The sequence below is a fragment of the Janthinobacterium aquaticum genome (assembly GCF_009208565.1).
In the GTDB taxonomy this organism is placed as follows: Bacteria; Pseudomonadota; Gammaproteobacteria; order Burkholderiales; family Burkholderiaceae_D; genus Janthinobacterium.
Window position 1 is genome coordinate 353071 of record NZ_WFLK01000003.1, and the last position, 18216, is coordinate 371286.

Here is an 18216-nt window from a genome sequence, read left to right on the forward strand (position 1 = left end):
CCCGACAAAACGCTATATCATAAAGCACCTGACCCACATACGAGCAACAAACATGAGTAACAATCCTAGTGATCTCAAGGCAAGTGGCCTCAAGGCGACTTTGCCAAGGCTGAAGATACTCGATATCTTCCAGAGTAGCCCGGTGCGCCACCTGACCGCAGAAGACGTCTATAAAATTCTGCTGGCAGATAATATGGATGTCGGCCTGGCAACTGTCTACCGCGTCCTGACCCAGTTCGAACAAGCTGGCTTGCTTAATCGCAACCATTTTGAAACGGGCAAAGCCATTTTCGAACTCAACGAGGGCTCCCACCACGACCATCTGGTCTGCCTCGATTGCGGCCGCGTCGAAGAATTTTTCGACGAGGAAATCGAAGTACGCCAGCAAAGAGTCGCCGAAGAGCGCGGTTTCAAGATTGCCGAACACGCACTGGCGATCTATGGCAACTGCATCAAGACGGCCTGCCCGCACCGCCCTGCCTGATACCGCTAGTGCTGGCTCAAGGCGTTTGACAGCAGCTTGGCGGTAATATCGACAATCGGAATGACCCGCTCGTAAGCCATGCGGGTCGGTCCGATCACTCCCAGCGTGCCGACGATCCTGCCGTTCATCTCGTACGGCGCCGTCACCACGCTCATCTCGTCCATCGGCACCAGGCTCGATTCGCCGCCGATAAAAATCTGCACGCCGGTGGCCTTGCTCGACACATCGAGCAGTTGCATCAGGCCGGTTTTCTGCTCGAACATGTCGAACATCTGGCGCAGCGAGCCCATGTTGGAAGACAGGTCGCTGACCAGCAGATTGCGCTCGCCCGAAATGACCATGTCGTCCGAATGATCGGTCATCGCTTCGCTGCCCGCTTCGACCGCCTTCTGCATCAAATGTCCCATATCGTCGCGCAACTGGCGCAATTCATTCTGCAGACGGGCGCGCACGGCGTCAAACGACAGGCCGCCATAATTCTGGTTGATATAGTTGGCCGATTGCACCAGTTGCGCCGGCGTGTAGTCGGCATCGGTCAATAGCAGACGGTTCTGCACATCGCCGCCCGGGCTGACGATCACCAGCAGGATGCGCTTTTCCGACAGACGCAGAAATTCAATCTGCTGGAATACCGATTCGCGCCGCGGACTCATCACCACGCCGGCAAACTGCGACAGCGACGACAGCATCTGCGCCGCATTGGCGATGGTTTTTTGCGGCTGCTGCGGTTGCAGGCTCAGGCGCGATTCCACCAGTTGTTCGTCCAGCTGCCTGACTGTCAGCAGGGTATCGACAAAGATGCGGTAGCCGCGTGGCGTGGGAATGCGCCCGGCCGAGGTGTGCGGACTGGCCACATAGCCGAGCTCTTCCAGGTCGGCCATGATATTGCGGATGGTCGCCGGCGACAGGTCGAGCCCGGAAATTTTCGACAGGGCGCGCGAACCGACCGGCAGGCCGTCGGCGATATAACGCTCGACCAGGGCTTTCAGCAGTGTTTGGGCACGATTATCGAGTTGCATGGTGTGTTCAGTTTTTCAGAAAATGTCTTATGGCGCCTATTATGCACGCTGCCGCCAGGCAAGGCTCAATCTGCCAGTTGCGCCTGCAGCCACAGCAGCAGTTCATCGAAATTGGCGCAGATGGCATCAGGCACCACGCCGGCCGCCAGATGCGCGTCGCTGCCCTTGCGGTTCATCCACACGGCGCGCATGCCGGCATCCTGCGCCCCCGTCACATCGAAGTACAGGTCGTCGCCCACATACACGGCTTCGTGCGGTTGCACCCCCAACGCCTGGCAGCCGGCCAGGAAGATGCTGGTGTCCGGCTTGGCCACGCCGAAGTCGCTGGCGGCGATCGATATCCTGAAATGCTGTGCCAGGCCGATAATTTCAAGGTCTGCGTTGCCATTGGAGATCGATCCGACCAGCAGGCGCTGCCCCATCCAGGCCAGGCCGGGCAAGACATCGTCATACAGCGTCACGCGGTGGCGTGCGGCCAGGAACTGCTGCACCGCCGTATCAACCAGCGCCACGTCTTCGCCCACAGCCTCAAACGCTGACAGCAGACCGGCACGGCGCAATTCGATCAGGTTGCCGTGATAAGCGGGCTGCTGCTGCAACATGGCCAGTCGCGCCTGGCGCAGCGCTTCGATGGAAAACTGCTGCGCCACGCGCGGTGCATGGGCCAGCAGCCAGTCATGCAACAGGGTTTCAGCGGCGGCGATCACGGGTGCAATCGGCCACAGCGTATCGTCGAGATCGAACAGGATGGCTTTGGGCGGCACGGCCGCCTTGACAGTAACTGGAGACATGGCATCATTCAAACAATGGCCGCGACCAATCGCGCGACCCGCCCTATTGTCGCACTGATCGCTCGCTGCGGCATGTCCGCCTCTGTCAGCCTTGTGTCAGCCTGTGTCAGCTTTGTAGCATCGGCATTCTTGCCAGACCCGAATTGTTACAGGGTGATACAAGCGAAGGTCAATCGGCTTGCCAGATAGACTAAAATACGCCATTTAATGCGGCGCCAGCGTCCGTCGCGCTTCCCTACCTTATTCGTTTTGGAGAATGTATGAAAAATTTGTACCTGCGCTCGATGCTGGCGGCAGCTTGCGCTGCAACCCTGGCGGCATGTGGCGGCAGCGGTGGCAATCTGTACCTGGGCGGCAGCGTGAGCGGACTGGCTAAAACCGGATTGATCTTGACCAACGATGGCGAGGACCTGGCCGTTGCGGCTGGCGCCACCAGCTTTTATTTCACCAAACTGATCAAATCTGACGACCGCTACAATATCACCATCAAGACCCAGCCCAAGGGCGCTACCTGCACCGTGACCAACGGCAGCGGCAAGGCCAACAGCTATTCAGTCTCGACCACCTTAGTCAGCTGCATTACCGACCAATACACGCTGGGCGGCACCATCAGCGGCCTGACCGCCACCGGCCTGGTACTGGTCAACGGCACCTCGGGCCGCGCCGCGCCGCTGGCCGGCAGCGCCACCTTCACGTTTGACAGCACGGTCGGCGACGGCTCGCCCTACAACGTCAACGTGCTGGCCAATCCGCCCGGCCTGGTTTGCACGGTCAGCAATCCGAACGGCACCATGGGCTCGGCCAACAATACCAGCCTGGTCGTGGGCTGCACGCCACAATAAGCGCCGTCCTGCAACCCGCCTGCCTATTTAGTCTGCCCTATTATCTGGAGAAATACATGAAGTTATCTCGCCTGTGCCCGATCGCTGCGCTGTTGCTGACCGTGGGACTGGCCGCCTGCGGCGGCAAGGCCTCGTATGATGTCAGCGGCACCATTTCCGGCTTGAGCAATGCCGGCCTGGTGCTGGCCAACGGTAGCGACACCGTTTCACCGGCCGTCGGCGCCACCACGTTTACGTTCCCTAAGCGCATTGATTACGGCACCGATTACAACATTACCGTCAAGACGCCGCCAGCGCACATGAATTGCAGCGTAGCGAGCGGTTCCGGTTCGGCCGGCCATTATGTGAGCATCCAGGCTTTTGTCAGCTGCACGCAAAACGTCTATACGGTGGGCGGCACGGTGACCGGCCTGACGGTTGACGGCCTGGTGCTGGCCAACGGCAGCAATGCCACGCAACTGACGCTGGCCAAGGCTGCCACCACCTTTACCATGCCTGATGCGGTCGCCGACGGTGCTTCTTACGGCATCAGCGTGGTGACCAATCCGACCGGACTGGTGTGCAAGGTAGCCACCGACCCATCGACCGGTCTGTCGACCGGCGTCGGCACCATGGGCGCAGCAGCCGTGACCAAAGTACAGATCGCTTGCAACCCGGCCTGATGAAAAACTGTGATATTACCGATTGATATAATCGGTATTATGAAGATAAATTGGAGTTATATGTGGCGATGCAGCATACTGCATCTGTCTCCTCCAACTCTTCCAAGAATTGGATTTAGCCCGCTTTTACCAGCGGGCTTTTTTTTGTCCAAAATTCAGGCGGGGCCATCCTGACCGGGCCGTAGCAACTGCACGATGCTGGAAAAATCCTGCGTGCCATAGCCAGCCTGTGCATGCATCTGGTACAGCTGGCGCACCAGTCCGCCCAGCGGCGTTGGGGCATTGACCGCCAGTGCCGACTGCTGGGCCAGCCCCAAATCCTTCAACATCAGCGCCGTGCCAAAACCGCCGCTATAGTTGCGCGAAGCTGGCGCTGTTTCCATCACGCCCGGCCACGGGTTATACACTTCCAGCGTCCAGTTGCGGCCCGAACTCTTGGCCATAATGTCCGACAGCACTTTGGGATCGAGCCCGTGCGCCACGCCCAGGTTCAGCGCTTCGGCCGTACCGGCCATCAGAATACCAAGCAGCATATTGTTGCAAATCTTGGCCACCTGGCCCGCGCCGGCCTCGCCTGCATGGAAAATATTCTTGCCCATTTTTTCCAGCAAAGGCCGCGCCCGCTGCAAGGCCGCCTCGGGGCCGCCGACAATAAAGGTCAGCGTACCGGCCGCGGCGCCCGCCGTGCCGCCCGACACGGGGGCGTCGAGCATGGCAAAGCCGCGCTCGCCAGCCGCCTGCGCTACCTGGCGCGCCACCTCGGCACTGATGGTGCTGCAATCGATCAGCAGCGCGCCGGTTTTTGCCCTGTCGAGTATGCCGCCCTGATCCAGGTACAGCTGCTGCACGTGCTGGTTGGCCGGCAGCATGGTAATCACGGCGTCGGCGTTCTGCACGGCAGATGACGCCGACGCTGCTGCCGTAGCGCCAGCGTCCACCAGTGCGGTCACCGCGGCCGGCGCCAGGTCGAACACGGATACATGAAAGCCGGCGGCGACCAGATTGCGCGCCATCGGCGCACCCATATTGCCCAGTCCAATAAATGCGATATGTTGCATGGTGACTCCTTCAAGCCAGGTCGGCCAGTGGATGCGTGCTCCACGGCGCGACAAAAAATTCATCGAGATAGGCAGCCCTAAGCGTGTCCAGGCTGGCCGGCTGCCACTGCGGCGCGCCGTCCTTGTCGATCAGCAAGGCGCGCACGCCTTCGGCAAAGTCGGGATGGGCGCAGCATTGCACGGCCACGATCAGTTCCAGCTGGAACACCTGCGCCAGGCTCAGGTGACGCGTGCGCTGGCGCATGGTCCAGGCCAGCGCCGCCGAACTGGGCGCGCCCTTGCCCAGTGCGTGCGCCGCCTTTTGCAGCCACGGTGCGTCGCCGTCATAGCCGGCAATGGCCGCTGCCACTTCGGCCAGCGTAGGCGCCTGCGTCAGCGCCGCAATCGTGTCGTAATGCTGGCGCACTTCCGAGGCTGGCAGCGTAGCGTCGGGCGCCGACAGGCTGCGCAGCAGGCGCTGCAACTGCTGGTGATTGGCCTCGTCATTGTCATGCCATTGCGCCAGCGCCAGCGCATCGAGTACCGTAGCGCGCTCTTCCTGGCGCAGGAAATAGTCGCCCAACCCCACGAACAGCGCGTCGGCCGCATTCATCGCAGCGCCCGTCAGCCCCAGGAACAAACCGGTACGCCCGGGCATGCGGTTGAGGAACCAGCTGCCGCCCACGTCCGGGAACAGGCCGATGGCAATTTCCGGCATGGCAATGCGCGTGGTCTCGGTCACCACGCGGTGGCGGGCGCCGGCCATCAGGCCCAGGCCGCCGCCCATCACGATGCCGCCGCCCCATACCAGCAGCGGTTTGGCATAGGTATGGATGCGGTAGTCGAGCCGGTATTCTTCGGCAAAGAAAGCCAGCGCCTGCGGGTTGGGCACTACGCCCGGCTGCTCAAGCACGGCCGTGCGCAGGCTGCGCACATCGCCGCCGGCGCAAAAGGCCTTGTCTGTTGACGACTGCAGCACCACGCAGGCGATGCGCGCGTCGTCCTGCCAGCGCACCAGCGCGCCGTCGATGGCGCGTATCATGTCCAGGTTCAGCGCATGCAGGGATTTGGGCGCATCGAGCGTGATGATGCCCAGCTTCATGCCGCCCGGACAGGCGCGTTCTTCAAGTTGCACCAGTTCAGCCATTTTTCCACTCCGCGGCGCGTTTTTCCAGGAACGCCTGCACGCCTTCTTTCTGGTCCTGCGTGTCAAACAGGCCCAGGAACAGCGTGCGCTCGTCGGGGAGCGACTGCGTCAGCGGACGGCTGCGCGCGCCCTGGATCAGGCTCTTGCAGGCCGTGACGCTGCCCGGACTCTGGCGCGCCACCTTGGCCGCCAGCGCGCGCGCCGTAGCCAGCGCCTTGCCGGTCGGCACGACTTCTTCCACCAGGCCGATGCGCAAGGCGGTTTCCGCATCGACGCGCTCGCCGCACAGGATCATGCGCTTGGCCCAGCCTTCGCCGACCAGCCACGGCAGGTGCTGGGTGCCGCCGGCGCACGGCAGCAGGCCGACTGACGCTTCCGGCAAGGCCATTTGCGCATGCTCTTCGGCAATCCGGATATCGCACGCCAGCGCACACTCCAGGCCGCCGCCCATGGCATAGCCGTTAATGGCGGCGATGCTGACACCGCGAAACGCCGACAACGCCTCGAAGGCCTCGCCAAACGCGGCGGCCATCTTGAATGCCATGTCCTTGTCGCCATCGGCAAACAGTTTCAGGTCGGCGCCGGCCGAAAAGAACTTGGCGCCGCCGCCGGTAATCACCAGTGCATACACCTCGGGATCGGCGTTCAGATCGGCCACCAGTTCCTTCAGGGCCGCCAGGCTGGCCAGGGTCCAGGTATGGGCCGGTGGATTGTCCAGCGTGACCAGGACAGTATGGTCGTTCTGTTCGACCAGTAAATTGCTGTAGATTTTATTCATCGCAGGTTCTCCGTGGCGCCGTCTTTCAATATCGCTCGCGCGATGATCAGGCGCATGATTTCATTGGTCCCTTCCAGGATCTGATGGACGCGCGTATCGCGCACATGGCGCTCAAGCGGATACTCGCGGATATAACCGTAGCCGCCATGCAGCTGCAGCGCCTCGTTGCAGACGTTGAAGCCCGCATCGGTGGCAAAGCGCTTGGCCATGGCGCAATAACTGGACGCATCCGGGCTTTGCTGGTCGAGCTTCCAGGCGGCCAGGCGCACCATCTGGCGCGCGGCCACCAGTTCGGTCAGCATGTCGGCCAGCTTGAACTGCAGCGCCTGGAACTGCGCCAGTTCGCGGCCAAACTGTTTGCGCTCCTGCATGTATGCCTGCGCGCGCGTCAGCGCTGCCTGCGCCGTACCGACCGAGCACACGGCAATATTGATGCGCCCGCCATCGAGGCCCTTCATGGCAATCGCAAAGCCTTCGCCTTCTTCACCCAGCAGATGCGCTGCCGGCACTTTGACCTGGTCGAAATTGATGATGCGCGTAGGCTGGCTGTTCCAGCCCATTTTTTCTTCCTTCTTGCCGTAGCTAATGCCAGGCAAGTTGGCTGGCACGGCAAAGGCGGAGATGCCGGCCGCGCCATCGCCGCCGGTGCGCGCCATGACAACGAGCATATCGGTCTGGCCGGCGCCGGAAATAAAGGCCTTGGCGCCATCGATCACATAAAAATCGCCATCCTTGCGCGCACGCGTGCGCAGGGAGGCGGCGTCGGAACCTGCCTGCGGTTCGGTCAGGCAATAGCTGCCCAGTTTCCGGCCGCTGGCCAGCGCCGGCACCCATTCATCGCACAGCGCCTGCTGGCCCCAGCGCGACAGCATCCAGGTCACCATATTGTGGATGGTGATATAGGCGGTAGTCGAGGTGCAGCCGGCCGCCAGTTCCTCGAACACGATGGCCGCATCCTGGCGCGACAGGCCCAGGCCACCCCAGCGCTCGGGCGTGTACAGGCCGCAAAAGCCCAGCTCGCCAGCCCTGGCAATGGTTTCGACCGGAAAAATCGATTCGGCATCCCAGTGCGCCGCATGCGGCGCCAGCTCGCCCTCGGCAAACGCGCGCGCCGCCTGCTGGAATTCGCGCTGCTCGTCGCTCAGTTCAAAGTCCATGGCACTTCCTTACTTGAGGCTGATGGTAGTGTTGACCTTGCCCACCGATGCGGCATCGGTAAACCAGCGCTGGGTAATGGTTTGCGTCTGCGTGTAGAACAGCACCACCTGCTTGCCGAACGGGCCCAGGTCGCCCAGCTTGGAGCCGCGCGAGCCGGTAAAGCTGAACAGCGGCACCGGCACGGGAATCGGCACGTTGATGCCAACCTGGCCCACGTCGATTTCTTCCTGGAAGTAGCGTGCGGCCGCCCCGCTTTGCGTAAACAAGGCCGTGCCATTGCCGTTCGGGTTGCTGTTGACCAGTTCGATCGCTTCGTCGAGCGTGTCGACTTCGACCACGATCAGCACCGGACCAAAGATTTCCTGGTCATACACCACCATGCCGGGTTTCACACCTGACAGAATGGTCGGGCCGACAAAGTTACCGTTCGGATAGCCATCCACTTTTACATCGCGCCCGTCCAGCGTCAGGGTCGCGCCTTGCTCGATGCCTTTGGCCACCAGGCTGTTGACACGCTCTTTTGCTGCGCAGGAAATCACGGGGCCGAGGTCGGGATTGTCCTTGCCGGCGCCCACTGTCAGGGTTTGCGCCTTGGCCGCCAGTTCCGGCAGCCACTCACGCGCTTCGCCCACCAGCACCGCCACCGAAGCGGCCATGCAGCGCTGGCCGGCCGCACCAAAGCCAGCGCCCAGCAGCTGGTTCAGGGTCTGCTCCTTGTTGGCGTCCGGTAGCACCACCGCATGGTTCTTGGCGCCCATCATGCACTGCGCGCGCTTGCCGGCCAGGCTGGCGCGCTGGTAGACATGGGTGCCGACCTTGCTCGAGCCGACAAAGGAAATGGCCTTGATATCACGGTGGTCGCACAGTGCATTGACCACCTCTTCGCCGCCATGCACCACATTGAGTACGCCGGCAGGAATGCCAGCCTGCAAGGCCAGGCGCACCAGCTTTTCGGTCACCAGCGGGTCCTGCTCGGACGGCTTCAGTACAAAGGTATTACCGCAGGCAATGGCCATCGGGAACATCCACAGCGGTATCATGGCCGGGAAATTGAACGGCGTAATGCCGGCGCACACACCCAGCGGCTGCAGCACGCTGTAGGTATCGACGCCGCCGGCCACGTTCTGCGCAAATTCGCCCATCTGCAGCGTACCGATATTGGCCGCATGCTCGACCACTTCCAGGCCACGGAACACATCGCCTTCGGCGTCGAGCAAGGTCTTGCCCTGCTCCATGGTGAGGGTAGCGGCCAGCTCGCTCATATTGTCGCGGATCAGCTGCTGGAGTTTCAAAAAAATGCGGGCGCGCGCGCCGATCGGCGTCTTGCGCCAGGTTTTGAAGGCGCGCTGAGCCGAGGCGATGGCGGCATTGACTTCGTCCGGCGTGGCAAACGGCACGCGCGCCAGCACTTCCTGGGTGGCCGGGTTGACCACGTCGCGCCACACGGTAGAGGTCGATTCGACCCACTCGCCGTTGATCAGCAGGGGAACGGTAGGAACGGTGCTTGAATTGGTCACGCTGTGTCTCCTGATGTTTGAATAGTCTTTGCATTATTCGCAATTCACCCGCGCACAACAAGGCGTGAAAAAGCGAGGATTTGCAAAGCAGAGTCTGTTAATCTGCAAAGATTGTTAATTTGCAGACTCCACAAGGGAACGGCGATGGCAAAAGTATTCATGGGCGTGCGCCTGCAGCGCCTGCGCGAAGAGCGACGCATGACGCAGGCCGCGCTGGCCAAGTCGCTCGGTATTTCAGCGAGCTACCTGAACCAGATGGAACGCAACCAGCGTCCGCTGACGGTGCCCATTTTGCTGCGCATCGGCAGCGTGCTGGGGGTTGATCCGCAGATTTTTTCCGAGCATGACAGCGCCAGCCTGGTGGCCGATGTACGCGACGTGCTGGGCGAGCTGCCCGACGCACCACCGGCCTCGCTGGCGGAATTGAAGATGCTGGTGGAGAACATGCCCGAGCTGGCGCGCTCGATTTTGCTGATGCAGCAGCGCTACCGGCAGATGGCCGAGCGCGCCGATACGCTGGCCGCGCGGCTCGATGACGGCAGCCACGGTGCCAGTTCGGCCATGCCGTCAAGCGATGAGGAAGTGCGCGAGTACCTGAACCGGCGCCAGAACTATATCGATGAACTGGACCGCGCAGCCGAAGCGGTAGCGGCCGAGCTCGATGCCCGCCAGCGCACGCTTGATGCATTGCAATCGCGCCTGCTGGAGCGTCACGGCATCCGCGTGCAACTGTCCGACGGCGACGCCGGCATGGTGCGCAAGCACCGCTATGACGCCCAGCAGCGGCTGCTGTGGCTGCCTGACACACTGACCGGTGGCCAGCGCGCCTTCCAGATGGCGGCGCAGATCAGCCTGCTTGAACACAGCAGCCTGATCGACGACCTGGTGCTCGCGGCCGGCTTTTCTGGCGCCGGCGCGCAAGCCAGTGCGCGCCTGGCCCTGTCCAATTACTTTGCCGGCGCGCTGCTGATGCCCTACCAGCGCTTCTTGCAGGCAGCAGAAAGCCGCGCATACGATATCGAGCGCCTGGCGCACCAGTTCGGGGTGGGGTTTGAAGCGGTGTGCCATCGCCTCAGTACCATGCAGCGGCCCGAGGCGGCCGGCCTGCCGTTTTTCTTCGTACGCGTGGACCGTGCCGGCAATGTCTCGAAGCGCCAGTCGGCCACCGATTTCCACTTTTCCCGCGTGGGCGGCACCTGCCCGCTGTGGATCGTGTATGACGCCTTCAGCCATCCGGGCCAGGTACTCACGCAAGTGGCCAGCATGCCCGACGGCTGCACCTATCTGTGGATCGCACGCCAGGTCAGCACCGCCTCGCCCGGCTTTCGCGCACCGGGCAAAACCTTTGCCGTGGCGCTGGGCTGCGACATCTCGCAGGCACACCGGTTGATCTACTCCAAAGGACTCGACCTGCACGACCCGCAAGGCGCCACGCCGATCGGCACCGGCTGCAAAGTCTGCGAACGCCAGGCCTGCCCGCAGCGCGCGTTTCCGTCGCTGCTGCAGGCGCCGGGGCCGCTGGCGTAATTTGCTGGCGCTGCCGATGTTGTCGGATTACGGCGCTGCGCGCCCGTATTGCTGGCGCTGTCGGTATTGTCGGATTACGGCGCTGCGCGCCTAATCCGACCTACCCGCGCTCCGATTTTTTGATCCGCAAACCGGGCCGTAGGTCGGATTAGCCGAAGGCGTAATCCGACACGCACCGCCCACAGCGCCATTTACTCCACCACCTGCGCACGCAGCGCGTCAAACCGGCGTGCAAACTCCACGCGCCACGCGCCGCGCTGGCTGTCGTCGATCCAGGCGGCGTCGAGGCCGTTGAGCATAAAGCCGCGCAGGTCGTCCAGGCCGAAGCCGAACTCGCGCATCATCAGCCAGGCGCCGGTAGGCGTGACGTGGTGGAGGGTCGGGTCGTCGGTATTGGGATGCAGTTTCAGGCCCAGTTTGGCCATCGCGCGGATCGGGTGATCGAGCGCCCAGCGTTCCGGGGCCAGCGTGCGCAGGTAGTAGGAATTGGTCGGCACCACAGTAAACACCAGGCCGCGTTCGGCGTAGCGGCGCGCCAGCTCGGGGTTGTCGACGATGGTATAGCCATGGTCGATGCGGTCCACCTGCAGCTGCTCGACCGCCGTTTCCACGTTCATCCATGGCATGCCGAATTCGCCGGCGTGCGCGGTGCACTTGAAGCCGGCCTCGCGCGCGGCGCGGTAGGCCGCCAGGAACAGCTCGGGCGGACGCTCGTTTTCACGGTAGTCGATGCCGATGCCGATCACTTCTTGGGCGCGGTAGTCCTTCATCCATTCCACCATCTGCAGCGCTTCTTCGGCGCTGGCTTCGCGGTCGATGCTGGGGATCAGGCGGCCGATCACGCCGAAGTCGCGCTGCGCGTCGCGGATGGCGGCCACGATGGCGTCCTGCGCCGCTTCGTAGCGGATGCCCGAGATGCGCACGGTGCCGGTCGGATTCCAGAAAAATTCGGCGTAGCGCACGCCGTGGCTGTGCGCGTCTTCCAGGTATTCGTACGTCAGGCAATACAGGTCGGCCGGCGCCTTGATCAGGTGCGCGTCGAGTGCGCGCAGCACGCGCAGCACGCCGACTGGCTTGTCGCCGCGCGTATAGAAAGCGTCGATTTCCTCGGGCGTGACGATATTGCCGGTCTTCGCGGCCAGCATGCGGAAGGTGGCCTGGCGCACCGTGCCGAACAGATGGCAGTGCAACTCCACCTTCGGCATGGCGCGTACAAACTGCTCGATGCTCAAGGCAGCATTCAAAGGCATATCGGACATAAACTCGTTTCTGGTAAAAGTAGTCAGGCCACGATGGCCGTCAGGCGGCGCATCAGCAGTTCGATGGCAGCCGGGCCATCGGCCAGGTGCGCCACCTGCGTGTTGACCGGCGCGCGGCGCGGCACGCGAAACTCGCATACCGTCATGCCGCGCGTCAGTTCGCCCTTCAGTTCGATCGCCACATGGGCCGGCAGGAACTGGAACAGCTGCGGCGCTTCCAGGTACAGCGCCACCACCGGGTCGTACATCGGCATCGGCACTGAACCGTCGCTGCTGCGGATGCGCACATACGCTTCCAGATAGCCGGCCAGCGTGATGGCGCGCGGCGTGCCGACGGCGCGCAGGCGTTCGACTTCAGCGTTGGTCACCAGCAGCTGGCGGCACAGGTTCAGGCCGAACATGCGCATCGGGATGCCGGCCCTGAACACCTGGTCGGCCGCTTCCGGGTCGGCAAAGACATTGAATTCCGCCGCCGCCGTATGGTTGCCCTGGTCGCTCGAGCCGCCCATCATGATGATCTCGACGATCTGGCCGGCGATATCGGGTGCGCGCTGCAGCGCCGTGGCCAGGTTGGTCATCGGCGCAATCGCGATCAACGTGATCTGGCCCGGATGGGCGCGCACGGCCGCGATCAGTGCGTCGACTGCATCGCCAGGCGCATCGGTCGCAGCGCCCGGTGGCAGCACGGCGCCGGTGGTCGGCATGCCGCTGTCGCCCAGAATGCGCTGCGCGGTTTCAATCACGCCGTTCAAGGGCCGGTCGCAGCCGCGGTAGATCGGCACGTCAAGGGCGTCATTGGCCTTGATGCGCAAGGCGTTGTCGTAGGTGATATCGACCGGTGCATTGCCGGCCACCACGCTCACGCCCAGCCAGTCGATATCCGGGTTGCTGTTCAACAGCAGCATGGTCAGCCAGTCGTCGAAACCGGGGTCGGTATCGAGCCAGATTTTTTGTCGCGTCATGGTCATCTCCTTATGCCTGCAGCTGCAGCGCGCTGGCAGGCGGCAGCACGAACGAGACCGCCGTGCCTTCGCGCCAGGCGCCACCACCGGCCATGCAGATGCCCTTGACCTGGCCCAGCGGCGTGTCGAGCAGGTATTCAACCGTGTCGCCGAGAAAACCGCGCGCCAGCACCGTGCCCTGGTACTGGCCTTCGGCGTCGTCCACGGCGCACACGCGCACCTTGTCCGGGCGCCAGCCCAGCACACTGGTGCCAGGCGTCACTGCTGCTGCATACGGCAGACGGTTGCCGGCATGGTGCAGCGCGCCGTCGCGGTAATCGAACAGGTTTTCAAAGCCCATGAAGTTGGCCACGAAGCGGGACGATGGCGTATTGAATACCGCTTCCGGTGCGGCCAGTTGTTCGATGCGCCCGCCGTTCATCACCACGATGCGGTCCGACAGCGCCAGCGCCTCTTCCTGGTCATGCGTGACGTACAGCATGGTGATGCCCAGTTCACGCTGGATGCGGCGCAGTTCGGCGCGCATCTGCACGCGCAGCTTGGCGTCCAGGTTCGACAGCGGTTCGTCCAGCAGCAGCAGGGCCGGCTCGACCACGATGGCGCGCGCCAGCGCCACGCGCTGCTGCTGGCCGCCCGACATCTGCGCCGGCAAACGCGTTTCAAAACCGGCCAGGCCGACCGCGGCAATCACCGCTTCAACGCGGCTTCTCAGTTCAGCAGCAGCCACCTTGCGCAGGCGCAGGCCGAAGGCCACGTTGTCATATACGTTCAGGTGCGGAAACAGCGCGTACGACTGGAACACCATGCCGATATTGCGCTTGTTGGGCGCCAGTTTGCCGATCTCGCGGCCGGCCAGCACGATGCTGCCCGACTGCAGCGGCATCAGGCCGGCAATCGCGCGCATGGTGGTGGTCTTGCCGCAGCCGCTGGGGCCCAGCAGCGAAATCAGTTCGCCTTGCTCGACATGCAGATCGAGGTCCCTGACCGAGGTGGTGTTCTTGGCATAGCCCAGGTTGAGCTTGTGCAGTTCCAGATAACTCATGGTGTTTTGCCTTACATGTATTTTGAAATGCCCAGCACCTTCTCGGTCACCATCACGAAAGCCATGGTAAACAGCACCAGCAGGGTCGAGAGGGCGGCAATCGAAGGATCGAAGCTGTTTTCCATATGACCGAGCATCTCGATGGGCAGCGTGCTGATGCCCGGTCCGGTCAGGAACAGCGACACCGGCACCTGGTTGAACGAGGTGACAAAGGCGAGGAAAAAGGCGGCGATCACGGCATTGCGGATATTGGGCAGCACGATCATGAAAAACGCGCGCAGGCGCGAGGCGCCCAGCGTGATGGCGGCGTCTTCGATATCGACGCGCAGGTTGACCAGGCTGGCGTATACCACGCGCACCGAATAGGGAATAAGCAGCGCAATATGGCCGATCAACAGGCCCAGGTAGACCGGGGCATTAATCGTCAGCACCAGGTGGTGCAGCAGGCCCAGGCCCACCAGGATGGCCGGAATGATCAGGGGTGAGGTCAGCACCTGGCGGATCGCGCCGATGCCGGGCGGCGGCATGCGTGAAAACGCATAGGCCACCGGAATGCCCAGCGCCAGCGCAATGACGGTGGCGATCAGGCCGATTTCCAGGCTGGTCTGGAAGGCGCGGCGGAACTCGGGCGCCGACCACACTTCCACGATCCAGCGCAGTGAATAAGATTCGGGCGGGAAGGCCAGCGTCTCGCCGCCGGAAAAACCGGCCACGATGACAATCGCAAATGGCCCCAGCAAAAACAGGAACACCAGCCACAATACCACCCGCGAAAACAGGCTCTCTTTCATACCGAACTCCGACTCGAGGAAATACGTTTAAGGCCGGCATTGACCGCCAGCGTCATGCACACGAGGATGACCGCAATCACATTGGCCGCACCAAAGTCGCTCTCGACGCTGACCTTCTGGTACAGCAGCGTTTCCAGCATCAGCACCTTGGTGCCGCCCAACAGGGCCGGCGTCACATAGGCCGTCACGCAGCCGGTAAACACCAGCGTGCCGCCCACCACCAGGCCTTCCTGCGTCAGCGGCAGGGTGACCTTGCAGAACACCTGCCAGGGATTGGCACCCAGCGTGGCGGCGGCCGGCTCGACATCGCGCGGCAGGTTTTCCAGCGCACCGGCCAGCGACATCAGCATCAGCGGCAGCAGCAGCTGCAGCAGGCCGATAAACACCGCCAACTCGCTGAACAGCAGGCGCAGCGGCTCCTGCGCCAGGCCCATGCCCAGCAGCGCTTCGTTGACGGCGCCGTTACGGCCCAGCAGCACGATCCACGCATAAGTGCGGGCAATCGGCGAGACCATCAGCGGCAAGATCATCATGCCCACCACCAGCCCGCGCCATTTGGGCGACACGCGCGCAACCGCCTGCGCAGCCGGGTAGCCGAGAATGATCGAGGCCAGCGTGACCAGCGCGGCAATGCGCAGGGTGCGCCAGAAGATGGTGCGGTTAAATTCCTGCGAGAAGAATTCGACAAAGCGGTCCAGGCCCCAATGGAGCCCGTCGCCCACGCGAAACGCGTCGACCAGCAGCGCCGAGACCGGCAACAGGAAGCAGACAACGATAAAGATCAGCGCGGGCAGGACCAGCAGCAGTCCTGTGCGTTTTTTTGGATCAGCAAACATGCGCAGCTACCCTTACTTGGTCATCGCCTTGTTCCACTGCGTCATCCAGTCTGAGCGGTACTTGATGATGGTCTCGGGCTTGACGAACTTGAGCGAATTGATCTGGTCCGGGCCGTAGGTATTGAACTGGGCCGAGGCCACCGACAGGCGCACCTCCTTGTTGACGGGCGAGTCGACCAGCGCGTTGGCCAGCTGGGTCTGCACGTCCTTGGACAGCCAGAAGTCCATCAGCTGGTAGGCCAGGTCGGCATTTTTCGACTTGGCCACGATGCCCATCACGTTCATGCCGGCAGCCTGGCCTTCGGCCGGGATACTCCATTTGAGCGGCAGGCCGGTCTTGAGCATCTGAGACCAGGTAAAGCGCGCCACCGGCGCGGCCCAGATTTCATCCTGCGCAAACAGGGCAGCGAGCTGCGCGCTGTTTTTCGAGAACGTCACCACATTGCCTTTCAGGCCGGCGATCTTGGCAAAGCCGGTGGCGTAGTCGGGCGTCTTGCCGCCCCAGGCCGCGTCGGCCATGCGCAGCATCAGCGGGCCTTGCGTGGTGCTCACGTCGGGCAGCGCCACGCGGCCTTTCAGTTCGGGGCGCCACAGGTCTTTCCACGAATTCAAGGGCGCGATCTTGTCGCTGCGGTACACCAGACCGACCGAGTACAGGGTGTAACCGACCGCATAGTTGCCGCCGATCGGGTTTTTCGCCACGTCATACAGCTGGCCGTAGTTGCTCAGCTTGGAATAATCCATCGGCTGGATCACGCCTTTTTGCGCCGCTTCCAGCATGCCCGAGTCCGACAGCAGCACCAGGTCGATCACCGGATTGTTGCGGTGAACTACCAGCTTGGCGATGCGGTCGGCGTTGTTGCCGGTTTCCACCTTGATGTCGCAATTGCATTTGGCCTTGAACGGCTCGTACACATACTTCATGAACAGCGGCTGGGCAATCGGATAGGCCGAAATAACCAGCTCGCGCTTTTCCGCGTGCGCGGCGTTGGCCAGCAAACCGAGGCCGAGGGCCAGCAAATGGGACTTTTTCAAGATGCTTCCTTTCAGGGGGCGGCGCTGGCGGGCAGCGCCTGTCAAGATGAATCAGATATCAGAAATAATGTCGCATACCCACGATCAGCACGCTTTGCGTCTTGCCTTGGGCTGCGGCAAAACCGAACACGCGCGCAAAGGTGGCGTCGCCGGCGGCCTTCTGGTAGCTCCAGGTAATGGCCACGTCGGTACGCTTGGACAGGAAATAATCGGCCTGGAAATTGACCTGATGCCATTTCGGCTTCTTGTCGATCACATCGTAGTTACCGGTGGTAAAGAAATACGAGGCGCCCAGGTTCAGCGCTTCGGTCAGCTTGTGGTTCAGGTTGACGTCGATATTCTGCAACGTCAGGTTACTCTGGTCCAGGTAGTGATAGCGCACATTGGTGTACATCGCGCCCAGCTTGGTGCGGCCGATGTTGTAGAAACCACCGGTGCCGGCAATCGCCTGGCTCGATACGCCCGAACCGCTGACGGCGCTCTTGTTAAAGATCAGCAAGCCGCTGGCATAGTCGTTGCCAATCGCGCCGTTAGGGGCGTCCGGGGCATTCGGCTGGTCCATCTTGGTGTAGGCGGCGGCCCAACTGAAGGCGTCTTCCTTGTAGCCCAGGCCGGCGCTGTAGACGCGGTTGCGCACCGAATCGTTGGGGTTTTCGGAAAAACCGTACAGCCCGGTAAATTGCAACTTGTTGAAGGTCGGGCTCACATACTTGACGGCGTTCTGCACGCGCAGGTCGTTATAGCCATTGTCGTTGTCGCCGATATGCACGCCATTGCTGGCGATCACCACCGGGCCCAGCAGATCCTTGACGGCCTCATACTGGCGGCCCAGCGTCAGCGTACCCTTGTCGTTGCTGGTCAAGCCCACATACGACTGGCGGCCGAACAGGCGTCCGCTTTGCGCGGCCGTGCCGGTCATCACATTGAAGCCGTTTTCCAGCACGAAGATCACTTTGTTGCCGTCACCCAGATCTTCCTGGCCGCGAAAACCGATGCGCGGATTCTGGTTGGTACCGCTCAGTGCATGCAAACGCGTCTTGCCATTCTCATCGGACGTATAGCCGAGGCCAGCCGACAGCAAGCCATACACTTGTACATTGCTTTGCGCCTGCACTGCACCCTGCGCCAGCAAGCCACCCACCACCATTGTTCCCGCCATCCATTTGTTCATTGCATCACCCTGTTCAGATCAACTCTTCAATTTTTAGTATGGTTCCTGCTTGCCAGGAATTGCTTACATGGCAAGTATCGGTCAATCCAGAATATGGTAAATTGCGAGATAAGAAAATTTGTTTATTTTTATAAATTCATTAGTTTTTTTTATAAACT

18 protein-coding genes are annotated in these 18216 nt (G+C 62.1%); 4 read left to right on the top strand and 14 right to left on the bottom strand.

The features are described from left to right. Nucleotides 1-52 precede the first annotated feature (52 nt). Nucleotides 53-484 carry a ferric iron uptake transcriptional regulator gene (gene fur, locus GCM43_RS07130; RefSeq protein ID WP_152242815.1) on the top strand — a complete coding sequence of 144 codons (432 nt, stop codon included), beginning with the start codon at nucleotides 53-55 and terminating at the stop codon, nucleotides 482-484. A 5-nt stretch (nucleotides 485-489) separates the two neighbouring features. Here fur and hrcA read toward each other — a convergent pair whose 3' ends face one another. Further along, a complete protein-coding gene (hrcA, locus tag GCM43_RS07135) occupies nucleotides 490-1503 on the bottom strand; it encodes a heat-inducible transcriptional repressor HrcA (protein WP_152242816.1) in 1014 nt (337 codons plus the stop codon). A 65-nt stretch (nucleotides 1504-1568) separates the two neighbouring features. Further along, nucleotides 1569-2294, bottom strand: a complete 726-nt coding sequence (locus GCM43_RS07140) for an HAD family hydrolase (protein WP_193315561.1) — start codon at nucleotides 2292-2294, stop codon at nucleotides 1569-1571. Nucleotides 2295-2554: 260 nt separating this feature from the next. On the opposite strand from GCM43_RS07140, the gene GCM43_RS07145 reads away from it, so the two are divergent. Next, nucleotides 2555-3136, top strand: coding sequence for a hypothetical protein (locus GCM43_RS07145; RefSeq protein WP_152242817.1), 582 nt, complete (start codon nucleotides 2555-2557; stop codon nucleotides 3134-3136). A gap of 56 nt (nucleotides 3137-3192) precedes the next feature. Further along, nucleotides 3193-3798: a hypothetical protein gene (locus GCM43_RS07150; protein ID WP_152242818.1), complete on the top strand. Its 606-nt coding sequence runs from the start codon at nucleotides 3193-3195 to the stop codon at nucleotides 3796-3798. A 155-nt stretch (nucleotides 3799-3953) separates the two neighbouring features. Here GCM43_RS07150 and mmsB read toward each other — a convergent pair whose 3' ends face one another. Genes mmsB through GCM43_RS07175 form a run of 5 tightly spaced genes read right to left on the bottom strand, consistent with a single transcriptional unit; the run spans nucleotide 3954 to nucleotide 9435 of the window. Continuing rightward, complete coding sequence (mmsB, locus tag GCM43_RS07155) at nucleotides 3954-4856, bottom strand: 3-hydroxyisobutyrate dehydrogenase (protein ID WP_152242819.1); 903 nt, start codon at nucleotides 4854-4856, stop codon at nucleotides 3954-3956. Between the two features lie 10 nt (nucleotides 4857-4866). Beyond that, nucleotides 4867-5982 carry an enoyl-CoA hydratase/isomerase family protein gene (locus GCM43_RS07160; RefSeq protein WP_152242820.1) on the bottom strand — a complete coding sequence of 372 codons (1116 nt, stop codon included), beginning with the start codon at nucleotides 5980-5982 and terminating at the stop codon, nucleotides 4867-4869. Further along, on the bottom strand, nucleotides 5975-6760 hold the full coding sequence (locus tag GCM43_RS07165) for an enoyl-CoA hydratase (RefSeq protein WP_152242821.1): 786 nt from the start codon (nucleotides 6758-6760) through the stop codon (nucleotides 5975-5977). Before GCM43_RS07165 ends, GCM43_RS07160 begins: the two co-directional genes overlap by 8 nt. Beyond that, nucleotides 6757-7917 (bottom strand): acyl-CoA dehydrogenase family protein, encoded by a 1161-nt coding sequence (locus GCM43_RS07170; protein WP_152242822.1) that lies wholly within the window; start codon nucleotides 7915-7917, stop codon nucleotides 6757-6759. The genes GCM43_RS07165 and GCM43_RS07170 overlap by 4 nt, the downstream gene beginning before the upstream one ends. A gap of 9 nt (nucleotides 7918-7926) precedes the next feature. Next, nucleotides 7927-9435, bottom strand: a complete 1509-nt coding sequence (locus GCM43_RS07175) for a CoA-acylating methylmalonate-semialdehyde dehydrogenase (RefSeq protein ID WP_152242823.1) — start codon at nucleotides 9433-9435, stop codon at nucleotides 7927-7929. Between the two features lie 144 nt (nucleotides 9436-9579). Between GCM43_RS07175 and GCM43_RS07180 the strand changes: the two genes are divergently transcribed. Next, on the top strand, nucleotides 9580-10962 hold the full coding sequence (locus tag GCM43_RS07180; protein ID WP_152242824.1) for a short-chain fatty acyl-CoA regulator family protein: 1383 nt from the start codon (nucleotides 9580-9582) through the stop codon (nucleotides 10960-10962). 191 nt (nucleotides 10963-11153) lie between these two features. Here GCM43_RS07180 and GCM43_RS07185 read toward each other — a convergent pair whose 3' ends face one another. The 7 genes from GCM43_RS07185 to GCM43_RS07215 are packed head-to-tail and all read right to left on the bottom strand — an operon-like array spanning nucleotide 11154 to nucleotide 18058. Beyond that, nucleotides 11154-12221 carry an adenosine deaminase family protein gene (locus tag GCM43_RS07185; RefSeq protein WP_413770935.1) on the bottom strand — a complete coding sequence of 356 codons (1068 nt, stop codon included), beginning with the start codon at nucleotides 12219-12221 and terminating at the stop codon, nucleotides 11154-11156. Nucleotides 12222-12244: 23 nt separating this feature from the next. Next, nucleotides 12245-13189 (bottom strand): nucleoside hydrolase, encoded by a 945-nt coding sequence (locus tag GCM43_RS07190; protein WP_152242825.1) that lies wholly within the window; start codon nucleotides 13187-13189, stop codon nucleotides 12245-12247. A gap of 4 nt (nucleotides 13190-13193) precedes the next feature. After that, nucleotides 13194-14225 carry an ABC transporter ATP-binding protein gene (locus GCM43_RS07195; RefSeq protein ID WP_152242826.1) on the bottom strand — a complete coding sequence of 344 codons (1032 nt, stop codon included), beginning with the start codon at nucleotides 14223-14225 and terminating at the stop codon, nucleotides 13194-13196. Between the two features lie 11 nt (nucleotides 14226-14236). Then, a complete protein-coding gene (locus tag GCM43_RS07200) occupies nucleotides 14237-15016 on the bottom strand; it encodes an ABC transporter permease (protein ID WP_152242827.1) in 780 nt (259 codons plus the stop codon). Then, entirely contained in the window at nucleotides 15013-15852 is an 840-nt protein-coding gene (locus GCM43_RS07205) for an ABC transporter permease (protein ID WP_152242828.1), read from the bottom strand. The genes GCM43_RS07200 and GCM43_RS07205 overlap by 4 nt, the downstream gene beginning before the upstream one ends. A gap of 12 nt (nucleotides 15853-15864) precedes the next feature. Continuing rightward, nucleotides 15865-16887: an ABC transporter substrate-binding protein gene (locus GCM43_RS07210; RefSeq protein WP_226929369.1), complete on the bottom strand. Its 1023-nt coding sequence runs from the start codon at nucleotides 16885-16887 to the stop codon at nucleotides 15865-15867. A 58-nt stretch (nucleotides 16888-16945) separates the two neighbouring features. Continuing rightward, nucleotides 16946-18058 (bottom strand): porin, encoded by a 1113-nt coding sequence (locus tag GCM43_RS07215; protein ID WP_226929370.1) that lies wholly within the window; start codon nucleotides 18056-18058, stop codon nucleotides 16946-16948. Nucleotides 18059-18216: the final 158 nt, after the last annotated feature.